Annotated in this window: 19 protein-coding genes and 1 pseudogene; 16 read left to right on the forward strand and 4 right to left on the reverse strand. The window is 60.9% G+C overall.

Annotated features, from left to right (window positions below):
* Nucleotides 1-48: 48 nt before the first annotated feature.
* The 5 genes from ACWUI7_RS12380 to ACWUI7_RS12400 all read left to right on the forward strand — a co-directional run bounded on the left by ACWUI7_RS12380 (nucleotide 49) and on the right by ACWUI7_RS12400 (nucleotide 3,116).
* A complete protein-coding gene (locus tag ACWUI7_RS12380; protein WP_496642526.1) occupies nucleotides 49-975 on the forward strand; it encodes a transcription initiation factor IIB in 927 nt (308 codons plus the stop codon).
* 77 nt (nucleotides 976-1,052) lie between these two features.
* Nucleotides 1,053-1,565, forward strand: a complete 513-nt coding sequence (locus tag ACWUI7_RS12385; RefSeq protein WP_496642527.1) for a winged helix-turn-helix domain-containing protein — start codon at nucleotides 1,053-1,055, stop codon at nucleotides 1,563-1,565.
* Complete coding sequence (locus ACWUI7_RS12390; protein ID WP_496642528.1) at nucleotides 1,562-2,014, forward strand: toxin-antitoxin system TumE family protein; 453 nt, start codon at nucleotides 1,562-1,564, stop codon at nucleotides 2,012-2,014. The genes ACWUI7_RS12385 and ACWUI7_RS12390 overlap by 4 nt, the downstream gene beginning before the upstream one ends.
* A gap of 2 nt (nucleotides 2,015-2,016) precedes the next feature.
* Nucleotides 2,017-2,154: a hypothetical protein gene (locus ACWUI7_RS12395; protein WP_496642529.1), complete on the forward strand. Its 138-nt coding sequence runs from the start codon at nucleotides 2,017-2,019 to the stop codon at nucleotides 2,152-2,154.
* Between the two features lie 140 nt (nucleotides 2,155-2,294).
* Nucleotides 2,295-3,116: an SWIM zinc finger family protein gene (locus ACWUI7_RS12400; RefSeq protein WP_496642530.1), complete on the forward strand. Its 822-nt coding sequence runs from the start codon at nucleotides 2,295-2,297 to the stop codon at nucleotides 3,114-3,116.
* Nucleotides 3,117-3,161: 45 nt separating this feature from the next.
* Here the strand turns inward: ACWUI7_RS12400 and ACWUI7_RS12405 are convergent, their stop codons facing one another.
* From ACWUI7_RS12405 to ACWUI7_RS12415, 3 genes are read right to left on the reverse strand one after another with little or no spacing between them, the layout of a single operon-like run.
* Nucleotides 3,162-3,713: a DUF7342 family protein gene (locus ACWUI7_RS12405; RefSeq protein ID WP_496642531.1), complete on the reverse strand. Its 552-nt coding sequence runs from the start codon at nucleotides 3,711-3,713 to the stop codon at nucleotides 3,162-3,164.
* A gap of 11 nt (nucleotides 3,714-3,724) precedes the next feature.
* Nucleotides 3,725-4,222: a type II toxin-antitoxin system VapC family toxin gene (locus tag ACWUI7_RS12410; RefSeq protein WP_496642532.1), complete on the reverse strand. Its 498-nt coding sequence runs from the start codon at nucleotides 4,220-4,222 to the stop codon at nucleotides 3,725-3,727.
* Between the two features lie 6 nt (nucleotides 4,223-4,228).
* Nucleotides 4,229-4,540 carry a hypothetical protein gene (locus ACWUI7_RS12415; RefSeq protein ID WP_496642533.1) on the reverse strand — a complete coding sequence of 104 codons (312 nt, stop codon included), beginning with the start codon at nucleotides 4,538-4,540 and terminating at the stop codon, nucleotides 4,229-4,231.
* Nucleotides 4,541-4,688: 148 nt separating this feature from the next.
* Between ACWUI7_RS12415 and ACWUI7_RS12420 the strand changes: the two genes are divergently transcribed.
* The 11 genes and pseudogenes from ACWUI7_RS12420 (at nucleotide 4,689) to ACWUI7_RS12470 (ending at nucleotide 11,416) form a co-directional block, all read left to right on the forward strand.
* Nucleotides 4,689-5,567, forward strand: coding sequence for a biosurfactant protein 1 (locus ACWUI7_RS12420; RefSeq protein WP_496642534.1), 879 nt, complete (start codon nucleotides 4,689-4,691; stop codon nucleotides 5,565-5,567).
* A gap of 137 nt (nucleotides 5,568-5,704) precedes the next feature.
* The gene (locus ACWUI7_RS12425; RefSeq protein ID WP_496642556.1) at nucleotides 5,705-5,893 is read left to right on the forward strand and encodes a DUF8012 family protein; all 189 of its coding nucleotides are present in this window, start codon (nucleotides 5,705-5,707) and stop codon (nucleotides 5,891-5,893) included.
* 91 nt (nucleotides 5,894-5,984) lie between these two features.
* On the forward strand, nucleotides 5,985-6,365 hold the full coding sequence (locus tag ACWUI7_RS12430; protein WP_496642535.1) for a hypothetical protein: 381 nt from the start codon (nucleotides 5,985-5,987) through the stop codon (nucleotides 6,363-6,365).
* Nucleotides 6,366-6,627: 262 nt separating this feature from the next.
* Nucleotides 6,628-7,845, forward strand: a complete 1,218-nt coding sequence (locus tag ACWUI7_RS12435) for an RNA-guided endonuclease InsQ/TnpB family protein (RefSeq protein WP_496642536.1) — start codon at nucleotides 6,628-6,630, stop codon at nucleotides 7,843-7,845.
* A gap of 53 nt (nucleotides 7,846-7,898) precedes the next feature.
* Nucleotides 7,899-8,495, forward strand: a pseudogene (locus tag ACWUI7_RS12440) (DUF6735 family protein); the annotation flags it as partial.
* A gap of 73 nt (nucleotides 8,496-8,568) precedes the next feature.
* The gene (locus ACWUI7_RS12445) at nucleotides 8,569-8,985 is read left to right on the forward strand and encodes a DUF8025 family protein (RefSeq protein WP_496642537.1); all 417 of its coding nucleotides are present in this window, start codon (nucleotides 8,569-8,571) and stop codon (nucleotides 8,983-8,985) included.
* 104 nt (nucleotides 8,986-9,089) lie between these two features.
* A complete protein-coding gene (locus ACWUI7_RS12450; RefSeq protein ID WP_496642538.1) occupies nucleotides 9,090-9,581 on the forward strand; it encodes a DUF7995 family protein in 492 nt (163 codons plus the stop codon).
* Between the two features lie 3 nt (nucleotides 9,582-9,584).
* A complete protein-coding gene (locus tag ACWUI7_RS12455; protein ID WP_496642539.1) occupies nucleotides 9,585-9,950 on the forward strand; it encodes a DUF7568 family protein in 366 nt (121 codons plus the stop codon).
* 73 nt (nucleotides 9,951-10,023) lie between these two features.
* Nucleotides 10,024-10,419 (forward strand): DUF7567 family protein, encoded by a 396-nt coding sequence (locus ACWUI7_RS12460; protein ID WP_496642540.1) that lies wholly within the window; start codon nucleotides 10,024-10,026, stop codon nucleotides 10,417-10,419.
* 66 nt (nucleotides 10,420-10,485) lie between these two features.
* Entirely contained in the window at nucleotides 10,486-10,773 is a 288-nt protein-coding gene (locus ACWUI7_RS12465; RefSeq protein ID WP_496642541.1) for an amphi-Trp domain-containing protein, read from the forward strand.
* A 67-nt stretch (nucleotides 10,774-10,840) separates the two neighbouring features.
* Nucleotides 10,841-11,416, forward strand: a complete 576-nt coding sequence (locus tag ACWUI7_RS12470; protein ID WP_496642542.1) for a hypothetical protein — start codon at nucleotides 10,841-10,843, stop codon at nucleotides 11,414-11,416.
* Nucleotides 11,417-11,429: 13 nt separating this feature from the next.
* On the opposite strand, the gene ACWUI7_RS12475 is transcribed toward ACWUI7_RS12470, so the two are convergent.
* Nucleotides 11,430-12,794: a restriction endonuclease gene (locus tag ACWUI7_RS12475; RefSeq protein ID WP_496642543.1), complete on the reverse strand. Its 1,365-nt coding sequence runs from the start codon at nucleotides 12,792-12,794 to the stop codon at nucleotides 11,430-11,432.
* Nucleotides 12,795-12,821: the final 27 nt, after the last annotated feature.

Below are 12,821 nucleotides of genomic sequence, written 5' to 3' on the forward strand. Positions count from 1 at the left end.
CCCTAGAAAGGGGTGTGGGGTGTAATCAATACATCTCACAAACAACCAATGGCAACTAGAGAGATCTACGAAACTGGCTTCGACGAGGACGTCCAGACAAACACCAGCACGAACCCATGTCCGGAGTGCGATGGCCGGGTCACTACTAATTCGGTCGAAACCGTCTGTGAAGACTGTGGACTCGTTATTGATGAGCGGCGAATCGATCACGGTCCGGAATGGAGAGCTCACGACCAACATGAGCGAAAACGGACGGGCGCTCCACTTACAACGGCACGTCATGACCGAGGCCTCTCGACGGAGATCGGTCGCGGGAAAGATGCGAACGGGAACAACCTCTCTGGGCAAAAGCGTCAGCATCTATCCCGAATGCGGCGCGAACAGCGTCGCGGTCGGTTCCAGTCAAAAGCCGAACGAAACCTCGCACACGGTTTGGGCGAAGTTCGAAGAATTGTGAGTGCGCTCAAGCTCTCCGATTCGGTTCGCGACCAGGCGTGTCAGCTCTTCCGGAGCGCCCAGAACGAGGATCTGCTTCGAGGCAGGTCCATCGAGGCCATCGCCGGGGCTAGCGTCTACGGGGCCTGCCGATACAACGGCCTCTCGCGGTTAGTGGACGACGTCAGCGAGATGGCCCGCGTCGCGGAGTCACGAGTCACGAACGCGTACAAAACGCTGAACGAAGAGCTGGGGCTGCCTGCCGAGCCCGTCTCCCCCAGCATGTTCGTACCGCGCCTCGCCTCGGACCTCGAGTGTCCGGACGAAATCCGACAGCGGGCCCGAACCCTGGCGGAACAGGCCGAGGAGCGCGGCGTCACGACGGGCGTCCATCTGGCCGGGTTCGCCGCGGCCTGCCTCTACAAGGCGGGACAGGAACAGGGACAATGGGTGACGCAAAGCGATGTCGCGGAGACAGGGAACGTCACGCAAACTACGGTTCGGACGCATCACGAGACGTTAGAGGAGCAGGTAGCCTGACAACGCACCTGCACAACTATTGCCATTAGATAGTTTTCTCAGGGAACTATTTGTTCATAGCGCGCATAGCACCCAGTATGACCGAGACGTGGGACGACGTCAACGATCAGGTCAAAGCGGACTGGAAAGACGACACCACACCGTTTGAACGTGTGTACGAAATCGTCGAACAGACCCACGACGGGCAGTCGGCCGCCGAGATCGCCGACCGGGCCCTCGTGAGCGAGCCGACGGCACGTCGCCACTGCAAGACGCTGGTGAACACAGGGTTCGCCGAGACGGAACAGGACGGCCAAACGACGCTGTACAAGCGCAACAGTGATCGGGTGTTGATGTCCCGGATCCGCGAGCTACGTGAGGACGTCACTCGACCGGAGTTGCTCGACAGCATCCAGGAGATGAAGGCCGAGATCCGGCGCTACGAGGACCGCTACGACGTGGTGTCACCGGAAGAGCTCGCCCAGCAACTCGGCGGCGGCGAGACGGAGGGCTGGGACGATCTCACCGCGTGGCGCACGACGCGGCAGAATCTCGCCGTCGCGCAAGCCGCACTTGCCTACGACGAGGCCAGCCATCAGCTCGCCGTATGAGCGGCGACGACCGCGCCGGCGAGTTCGGGCCGATCTATCTCCCGGCGCTCCAGCGGATTCGTGACCTCTGGCTCAACCTCGAACCACTCGTTGACGCCACAGCGTACGACGATGTCGTCGCTCCCACGGAACTGCAGATCAGTCTCAGCGATGGGCTCGCCGATGCCGAGAGCGCTCGGCTCGATATCCAGTGGAGCGAACTCGGGATGGATTCGTTCCACTTCGTCGATAGCGACGACGTCAATTGGCGCTTCGATCGCCACCCGAACACACACTCTAATGAGATCCATTTCCACCCGACGCCCGACGCCGCGACAACTGATGCCAAACCGTCCTGTATCGGCGTGACGGAGGTGTCACTCGTGACGCGTGCCGTCCATGGAATGTGGCGGGCAGCGTACGAGGATGACGCAATGGATCGGCTGAATAGCGCAGCAAATCCACTGTGAGGATGTCGACTGACCGCGACCACCCCGAGCGGTTGGAGGAGTTGTCTGCTGAGGAGGCGCGGCGGTACCTCATTCGACTCCTTGGCCGGCAGGACCTCGACGAGCACGAGGAGATCTACGACGAACTCGCGACCGAGTAGGACTTCATTCAAGCTTCGGGTTTCCGCTGTACTGCGGTTGTATCGTTGCTTCTCTCAGAGTGGGGGGCGTTCTAATCCGGAGCGCAAGCGAGAGCAACGTATCGGTTTTCACGTCCGCGCTGGAACCATCGTCCACGCATATGGACGTAACTGAGGACACGGTTCGAGACATCTGTACGGACGCGGTCTTCGAACGCGGTGAACGATACCGTGACAAGGGTCACATCCACGAAATTCACCGCGTCGACACCACTGTCACCGCCGTTGTGAGTGGCAGCCGTCAGTACGATATCCGTGTTGACCTCACTACCGACGGGTTTGCCCCGTGGTGTGATTGTCCGTACGATGGGCCGAGAGCGTGCAAGCACGTCGTCGCCGTGTTGCTTCGGTGTGTCGACAACCCACCGCCTGACGACGGCGATCAACTCGACGCCGCACTTAACCGCGCCGACGCCGACGAACTCCGCGCGTTCCTGCGTGAAGAACTCGCGGCCGATGCGGATCTCCGCGCCCGGTTTCTCGCCCACGTCGGCGAGCCAACGAGACAGTCGGTCGACGAGCTTCGTGCCTCGATCGACCGGCGGTTCGAAGAGATGAATCCCGAGTACTACGTCGTCTTCGAGCCCATCGACTTCACGCAGTGGTTCGATCTCGCAAACGAGTTCCGCGAGCAGGGGCGGTACGAGTCGGCGGCGACCGTCTACCGAGCCCTGGTCGAGTCGCTCGACGACAACATGGAGCGCGTCGATGGCGCCTACGACCACTTCTCGCGTGCGTTCAGTCGGGCACTCGACGGGTATGTCGACTGTGTCGCGACCGCGGAACGCGACGCTGGTGCGGTCACTGACGCCGTTGCATTCCTTGAGGAGCGGGTGACGTCGGGAACGCGGTTCCTCGCGGAACACTTCGAGAAGGCCGCGGTCGACCTCCGGAAGAAGGCGGACGAGCAGTCCTGCGAGTAGCTGTGTCGCACTCGATGGGGCCCGCCAGTTCGAAAATCACGAGAGTTAGTTTGTGTCGCGGTCAGCCACGTCGATCGGCTGTTCGCAGGTGGCTTCGACGTCCGAGTAGAGCGCCAACGCATGCTTGATCAGCCGGCAGTCTTCCAGATTCATCTCCCAGCGCGTGATCACGCTACGACGTTCGTGAAGTTCGTCACTTGTGAGGTCGCCATCGGCGAGCGACTGTTCGAGCTCTTCCCACGTCTCGACGTCGTAGGTCGCCTGCCACGCCTCGATCTCCTCGGTGATCGCGGCCAGTTCATTGCGAAGCTCCTCGCGCGTGTTCTCCTCAATAAGCGTCAGGATCTCCTCGAAGAGCAGGCGCGTGTAGTCCGGCTGGTAGCGCGTGGTCTCGCCAGCCTCGACGCGGTGCAGTTGGCCCTCGTCGACGAGATCCTGGAGTTCCTCGTTGGTCGTGCTCCAGGCGGCGTCGGCCTGCTCGCTGATCCAGTTAACTGAGCGGGGTTCGCGAAGCGACTCAGCGACCGCTCGAATGCGGTCGCGGGCGCTCATCGACTCAGTCCACGATTGGACCCCATCTCGCGGGGATTCGGTCATGGTTGGCACCTCTAGTCCTGATTACGATACGGAAGCGTTGTCACGTCGAACGCATCGTAGTGTCGGTCGTACGTAAGGATATAGTCGACCTCTAAGGCCTCCATATGGGCTGCAACAGTGAAATCGGTGAGTGACGCATCCAGATCCGTCCACTCGACGAACGTTGCTTTAGCATCATCGAAAACGTCCTCGGAAACGGATTCGAACTGATACAGCGTGCTCTCATCCAGTGTCGTCAGGAACGACGCGGCGTTCCGCATCGACGCTTGCTTTTTCAACCGGGTTGCGGCCTCGTCGACGATGTGATCGTTAACGATGAGACGACGATAGGGGAGATCACCGTCGCGGACGAACGCCATGAACGCTCGCGAGACGGCGTGCATCTGGTCCTGAGGGTTGAACAATGCGTACAGGAATTTCGGCCCGACGACAACCTCGTGGCGGACATGTCCTGGACGAAAATGTTCGGTTGTGACCGTGCCGATCGGGGTGTCGACTGGTACAGCCATTTACCGTCAAGATTGCGCGGACGGGTCGTCGGCGAGCGTGAACGATTCGTCGCTGCCGTGCCACTCGTCGACGCGATCGTCTTCCTCGCGAGCGTCAGTCGCTGACGACGCTGGAAGGGACCCGTCATCAAGGTCGTCGAGAACGGTGAACGCCGGGTCGTTGGGATCGGCTTGCTGCTGGCGTTCGATCCACTCGAGAAGCGCCTCGTGGCCGGCTTCCTTGAGCGAGAGGCCGTGCTCGTTTGCGAACTCCCGGAAGCGTTCGTATTCGTCCTCGTTCAGTTCAGTTTGCACGTGCTTGGTGTCGTTACTGCTCATAGAGACCTCAGTTGCTACTTTTATTTACTTGTTCATGAAGCATAAGATGTTTGCATAAGATAGTTTATGTCCCATACTCAAACGGGAGACAGGGCGGACTACTGGCCCTGACGTTGAAATACGAATCCGGGACAAACTACACCAACCGATGCGTGACCGCTATCTCGATTTCGAGGAACTGCGGCCAGCCGGCGAGGCATCCCACATTCCGGACACGAGGCTGGACGACGGCTGTGAGGGTGTCCCCCGGCGGCAACGCGTCGCGACGAGCGCTGGTGGCTACCCTGATGCGCCGACGGTAACCGACGGCGAGTGCCGGTCCTGTGGGGTCTCAGTCCCAGCCGGCCAGACGAAATGCCGGTTCTGTCTCACTAACCATCTCGGGAGTGACGCCACTCGCACGAACGAGACAACGTCGACGACGGTCCTCGGCATCGTCCACCTAGTCGTCGAGTCGGCCACGTTCTACGGCGCCGTCGCGAAGGGCGGCACGGCAGCGAACCTCCTCTCCGCCAACGAGGCGGAGCCGGCCGTCGACGACTATACGCTTATCTACGACCTCGACGAGGCGCCGGCGCGCCAGCTGGCCGGACCATGGTCCTCACTCCCCGACGCGGTACAGGTGACGTCAGCGGAGGGAGAGCAGCTTCTCAGAGTCGCCCGTGACCGGACTGGGTGGCATGGCCAGGGAGCCATGGCGCAGCAGCAGCCCTCAACGCGCCTCTACGACCAGCGTGGGGACGGCATCCGCGGCGCGTCGCGTCTCGACGCGGTCCTCGACGACGCCGACGACGCGATGTGGCTGGTTCCAGCGATAGCGCTGACCGAATCCACTGGCGAGGCTGCGGCTGATCACCAGGAGTCGTCGGTACCGACGACGCAGGAACTCGACTGTCAAACCTGTGGACGGGCGACCGACCATCGGTTCAATACGCATGAGTCGGTCCCGGAGGCGGCGTGGACGGGGCAACCGATCTGGGAGTGTCGGGTGTGTGGCTCGGCTCGCTACGGCCCCAGCCTCGAGTAGCCCCGTGCTGGGCGTCGATTAACCAACACCCTGCGAGTACCGTCGAGATTGGTTGGTTAAGGCCGTGATTTCCTGCAAGCCCGACGCCAGTCTCGATGGGGCGTCTTTCCGCGCCGGCGAGCGGTGAGGCGCTTCCGATGGAGCAAGAGTTCAAACAGGGCTACCGGATGCATCGTATACTCAGCAATCTCAACCGACTCGACGTCGACCGATTGGACAACGCCGATCGAGAGCGAGTCGAGACCGCGAGAGACCTCCTGGAGGAGGTGAGCCTTCTCACGCGACCGGGCGACGGAGCCGGGGCGGACGCTCACGCAGATTCCTAACTGGCGTCGCCGGCCACGCCTCGGGAGGCACCTCTCACGTCGGTTTATCGCCCCCGACAGGGGTGTGGGGGCGACCCCGTGAAGTCCAGACATGGCGACACTGCAAGCTGCGACGACGTCGACTGGTGCGATCGTATCGGATCCGCAGGCAGTCCGCGAGCTCTGTGAGAGCTACTGCTTCGGGACGCTCGACTGGGAGGTGACCGAAGACGGAGAGCTCACCATCTGGGGGTACGACGATTTCGAAGTGTACGAGGCGCGGGAGAACGGCCTCCCGGACTACGAGGGCGGCATCGTGACCCACGGGTTCTTGCGAGAACTTGCCAACCACCTCGAAGCCGACGAAGAGTTCGATATCCAGACGGCGGGGTTCACCAAGTGCCGCTTCCCCGTGCTGGCGAAGCGGTACGTCGTTCGCGACGGTGAAGTCCTCCACGCGGACCTCAGTTCCCCTGAGCCGATCGACGAGTAGGGTTGTTCGTCCCCCGGGAGGGGTGCGGGGCGATCCAGTCGCGGTCGCCTCGTGAGGTGACTGCTCGATGGGACACCGCGCACTTGTTGCGTACAAACGCACAGACGGACAGTACACGCTCCTCAACAATCGATTTAAAATGGAAGAGCCGAACCATTCATCGTTGTACGGAATCGTGTAAGCCTACTGTGACCAGTGAGAATACAGTTCCTTGGCCGACCGCGAGTATCCATACAGACACAATCTGATGGAGGGAATGTAGATGGAGATTCAGCGTACCGCTGTTGTCAAGCTCTCTGTCCCCGACGATCGACGAGACGATCTGAAACGGACAATGAATACGTTCCGGGATGCCGCACAACGGTTTGCTGACCGGGGCTGGGAGGGCGATGACAATGGGTACGTAATTACCACACGCACACAGCTGCAACCACTCGTCTATGACGAAATTCGTGAGGATACCGGGTTACACTCGGACCTCTGTGTTGGTGCCTTGAATCAAGCCACAGATGCTCTCTCAACCTGCGTCAAAAAGATGAAAGAGGGTGAACGAACCTCGAAGCCAGTGTTCACCTCGAACACGACCGTCTACACCACCAGCGCGATAACCTATTTTGACGGGTACTGCTCGCTCGCTGCGTATGGCAACGGGCGTGTTCACGCCGAGTACGTCTACCCGGATGAGTCGCCACAGGCGAAGTATATGGAAAGCGACGAGTGGAACAAGCAAGGGGCAAGACTCCGCTACGACCAGCAGTCCGATACCTACTACCTCCATGTGTCCGTGACGCAGGAACTCGAGGAGTCGTCGGGAGAAGCCGAGAACCAAACAGTTCTCGGTGTCGATCGGAACGTGAACGGGCATCTCGCCGTCACAAGCACGGGGGCATTCATCGGTAACGCCGACCTGCTGAATCACAAGCGCCGCGAATACAATCGCCGCCGTGTTAACCTCCAACAACAGGGCACACGAAGCGCCCACCTCACTCTCCAGTCAATCGGAGAGAAATTCTCAAACTGGAGTGAAGACTTCCTACATCGAGCATCGAAGCAACTGGTGAACGAAGCCGTAAGGCAGGGCTGTACCACCATTGTCTTCGAGGACTTGGAAGGAATACGTGAGCGGATCTCAAACGCCAGTAAGTTCCAACAGTGGGCGTTTCGTGAGCTGAAGCGACAGACCGTCTACAAGGCTCGAGCAGAAGGCATCGTGGTTGAAACAGTGAATCCCGCCTACACCAGTCAGCGGTGTAGTCACACCGAATGCGGATTTACCGACGATGCGAACCGTGACGGCGACACATTCGTGTGTCAAAGGTGCGATAAAGAGCTTCACAGCGACTACAATGCGGCGCGAAACATCGCACACAAACTCATCCAGAACCGGCGCACGTCTGGTTCTGGAGGGGCAACCCACCACCTTGCCCTGAAGTCAGGAACGCTGAACGGGAACGGCGGCTACTCGCCTTCCACAGTTTAGTGGATAGACCAGGAGTTCACTGACAAATCCCGAATTTCACACCGGAGATAGGTGGTTGGGGCGCAGCGAACCTGATTTAAATACCAAATGACAGTTGAAGCCCGTTCGGTGGCGACGACACCGACTCCACGTGGGCGACACAGATCCTCGCAGAGCTTGCCGATGGCCTCGAAGCAGATGCGGTCGACGGCTATCTCGCTGGCGAGGATCGACCGTCGACGGTCGTCGAGCCGAAACCCCGCGTCACCGGGCTCACCCTCGACGAGATCGTCGCGGACCATCTCGACTACCTCCACCACGAGGCGTTCTTCGTGGTGTCGACGACGTTCGAGGTGACCGCCTATCGGACGCTGTGGTTCGGGCTCCAGTACAATTCGGAAACAGTCGAACAGGGAGAGACCGTCGGGAACGGCGCGCTCGCGACGGTACGCTGGTACGACGGTGAGCCGGTCGGCGACGGCCACCTGCAGGGCCAGTTTGCGGCCCTCAAAGACGTCGTCGGGGATATGCTCGACAAGGGCGTCTTCACGCCGTCGACGGCGAGACAGTACCTGAAACGGAAGCTCGCTGAGCGGGTCGGGGACCGACAGGAGCTTCTCATTCCGACCGGAGAGTCACCCTTCGAGAAGGCGAGCTTGAACCACTCCTAGTTCGACCTGCTTCGTGGCAGCTGCTGTTTTTCAGGGTCGGAATGGGTGAGCCCCGCCGTAGGCTCGTGATTCGATGACATCAGAGGACGACCCGTTTCACGACTGCGAGTTGGATCCCGAGGCGATCCTCGGAACACACACCTTCGAAGACGTCCTGTTCACCGACGAGACGGAAACCCCGGTGAACGTGCTCACCGGCGAGACACCGGCACATTCGCAAGCAACCGTCGAGGAAGCGAAAGAGTTCGCTGCGAGTATCGATACGGAGACGCCCCAGATCGCGCTCCCCGCATCCGTCGAGTCGCAGGTCGAAACACAGAGCAAGCCCTACACGGCGGCCGCATTCTTCCACTTCAAGGCGACTGGCTCGCTCGAACGCCACCGCGCCTACCACGCCGCCTATGAGGCGGATGCGTTCGCGGTCGACTTCGAGGCAGATTACGCGTCGGGCGACCTGACCATCACTGTCGAACGAGCGGACGAATCCTAAGAATCCGCCGTCACGAGGAGAGTTTTTCGAGCGCCGGCGATGGGTGCCGGCGTAGCTGGAGCGAGCAACGATACCCGGTGCGTCGGCGTTTCGAGGTGTTCAAGATGCATATGGTGATTTACGCTCTGGTAGAGGCATCGACGCACGACGACGCGCTGGCCACCGGAAAGTCAGTGTTCGACCGCTTGGTCGGCACGGACCCACACGCCGGCGCCGTCTTCGACTACCACGTGGCGTTCGATGAGGAGGACACGTCCGTTGCGGGGAAGGCACGATGGGGGGAGTTGCCGACGGCAGCCCCCGTCGACTCCGATGACGGCGAAGACCTGCTCGAGCGTGGCTGGGAGGCGACGAAGGAAGAATTCGAGCGTAATCTCGACCGGGTGAAAGAGGCCATTGACGAGCTCTCCGACGAAGAGATCATGCGCGACGAGGACCTCGCCCGGAACGCCTTCCATCAGGTCGGTGCGTACGACGGCCCGACGATCTTCCTGTACACCGAACACGGAACCGGCATTCGCCATCGTGGACAGCTGGGTCGACTCCTCGAAGAGAGTGAAGAGCTCTGGATCGTGCCCGCTGACGTCCACTTCTAACCAATGCCCCGCATCACCAACTGGCGACGCGAGAGCCGCTCGCCGACGCTTGCGTATCGGAACACCGAGACCGGTGCGCGAGCCGTCCTGCATCGTGCGCCGGATTCCTACCGGTACAAGTGGCGCGGAGTGATCCTCGTCGACGGCTACCCGGACTGGTCGCGGGGATACGAGACGAAGGACGCGACGTCATTCCGTGACGAGCTCCGGGAGCGGCCCGCGCCGGTCCTCAGCTGTCCGGAGTGTCCGAACGACGACGTTCGCGTCGGCGAGAAGGCAGCAGACGGGGCGAAAATCCAGCGATGGTACGACTGCCCCGACTGTGGGTACGAAGCCCCCTCACGCATCGTCTACGGCGCCGAACGGTGAGTGAGTGAGCGGTGGGCGCTGTTTTTCGGCCGGGCACGAGGTGGTGGCCCGGGACGACCGGGTGAGTCAACAAATGAGTCTCGAAGTACTTGACCGACACAGCGAGGCACTGTTCGAGTTCCTCTGGTGTCCCGTCTGCGGGCAGGAGGTCTTCACTCACATCCCGTTCGAGGGGGTGTTCTGCAAGAACTGCAACACCCAGGTCGAACTCCAAGAATCCCGAGAGACACGCGGCTACGAGGAGGCCGTGCTCGCCTGCTTCGATTCTACCACGACCTGGAATCTCCACGTCGACGAGAAACTGCGTCGCGACCTGCCCGATGGATCGGCACGCGTGAAGGTCTTCGGCGCACCGGGCGCCTACGAGGTCGATTGGTGGAGTCCGGAGCCGGGGGAGGACTGGATACCTGTCGAGCGCGGAGAGTTCGACGACGTCCAGGAGCCTGAGGAGGTCTCCCACCTAGCGTAGCGAGAAGATTTTCGTTGGGATATCGAGAGGACCACTTATCGGAGTACGGGGTGTAAGTGAAAGTGTATGCCTGAAGAAGTCCTGTTCAAATCCGAGAGTGCCCAGAGCCGGGACGAAATCGCGTCGTATCTCCGGAACGTCGCCGAAAAGCTCGAACAGGGAGATTCGATCACCCTGAGGTCGGGGGAAGAGTCCGCCACGATGGACCCTCCAGAACGTCCGACATTCGAAGTCAAAGCCGAACGGGAAGGTCCGGCCGATGGCCCTGGAGAGCTGAGCATCGAGTTCGAACTCGAGTGGGATGAGAATAGTGAGAATGCTGAAGGAGGAACGGGGAATCTGGAAATCGAGTAAGTAGCTGGCATCAGTGTTTGTGGTGCGCCGGTGATCGGCGCCGGCGCACTCGTGCCGGCGAGTACCGATGTCGACACAGAGTCAACTGCGATTCGTCCAGCGAGTCGAACAGACCAGTGAAACCGAAGGCGACGCCGACCGCGTCGCCCAAGTGTATCGCCATTTTGACGGCTACCCGGAGAGCGTACTTCGCGATCTTGCGCAGTTGAAGGATCTTCTCGACGCGACCTGTGGCGAGCGAGGACCGGGGTACACGGCAGCGTCGTTTGTGTTCCTCGACAAGCTCTCGACGATCGACTTGTATCTGGATGGTGATCCAGACCGAACAATCAACGCAGCGGAGCCAGTGGATCTCCTTGACCCATCCAATATGGAGCATCTGGACCAGCCGCTGTTCCTGCTGGGACACGGTGTCGAGAATCCGGGCGACGGCATCCATAGCGACGAGAAGTACCTCTACGTCGTCGAACTTCCGGCACGGAATCCGTTCGACGAGCCGGCTGAGTGGACGGTCAAGGTGAGTGGACACTCCGCGTTCCCCCGGTGGGATGGGCCGACCGACGAGCCCTTCGACCGGGCTAGCTGGCAGTTCCACGGCCCGCTTGAGCACGCGTTCGAAGAGCTGGTCGCTGAGCCGGCGTGAACACCGAGCCCGCTTAGATGATGCCGCCAATGACGAGGAGTCCGACGACGAGCAGCAGCGTCGCAACCACGCTCCCGCCAGCCAGCAGCTTGTTTTCCATCGCCTTCTCGTGGAGGGGCATCGCGGCGTACTCCTCGCGGAACGCCTTGAGGTTCTGGTCGTCGTAGAAGTACTTCGTCTTCAGCGCGAACCGTTCGGTCACCGCACAGCCCGTACAGACCGGCTCCCCTTCGAGCCGTTCGGTCTTGATGTGGGTGGAGCAGGCGATGGCCCCGCAGTTCGGGCAGTAGGTGTACGTCTCGTCGACGCCGCTCGTGTCACAGTGGACGCACCGATGGATGCCGTCCTCCAGAGTGGCCCGTGAGGGGCCAGCAGCATAGTATTCGTACGGATACGAGTACTCCAGTATCTCGGTCGTCTGCCGAACCTCAGGTAGATACACCGGCTCAATCAATTGCACTGAGATGTCTGAGAGATTCGGCTCACACGTCTTGTTGTACGTGACGTTATTGTCGCCGGTGTAGGTCACCGTCGTCGTGTGGTAATCCTGGAGGCGGTCAACAGCCCACTCCTTGTACTCCGTTTGGGTCTGGCCGAACCGTCGTTCGTCGACGTCGTCGAATACCTCGGTAAACTGCCCGGTATCGAGGGAGACCGTCGCGTGGAAGTTCTCGGTGACCAGCGTCGCGACTTCGTCGTCGGCCACCTTCGGATGGCCGCGTTCAGCGTGAACCACGAATTGCGTCTGATCGTTGATCCGGTGGATAACGCCCACCGACGTCTCGAAGACGGCGTTCGTGTCCGCGGTGACCGCAACCACCGGGCGGAACGTCACCAATGAGTGCGGTTCTGGGAGATCGGCAGCCTCGATGTTCACGATGTCGCGGAAGGCCTCCTGGACAGGTGCGTCGACATCCGCCGCCGGATCGTACGGGCGGAGCGTCTCGTCACAGAGGATCTCGATGCGACCGTTGTAGAGGTCTAGACCGATTTCGTCGGCGATCTCCCGAAGGTCCTCGCCATCGAGCAGCTCGATTGGGTGTGGGTCGTCGTTCTGCTGGAGGCGGTCGGCATACTCCTGGGCAGGGTTCGTGAACCGGCCAGTTGTGACGACAATCCCGCGTTTCGGGCCGTCGAAGTCGAACGTCGCGATCGCCGAGTGGAGCTTCTGGACGACCGGCCGCCCGACCGTCCCCGTGTGCTTGCACTCGACGATGATCGCACGCCGCGTGCCGTCGACAACCTCCTCCATGATGACGTCGCGACCCTCGTCAGCCGTCTTCGCAGCCTGGCGGACATTTTCGTAACCGAGGTTGCGAAAGACATCCTCCATCACGTCCTCGAACTCGAATCCCGAGAGGTCGTCCAGTACAGCCATCCGAATTACGTGGACAGTACGTAGCAA

The organism is Halorubrum orientale, assembly GCF_059623105.1.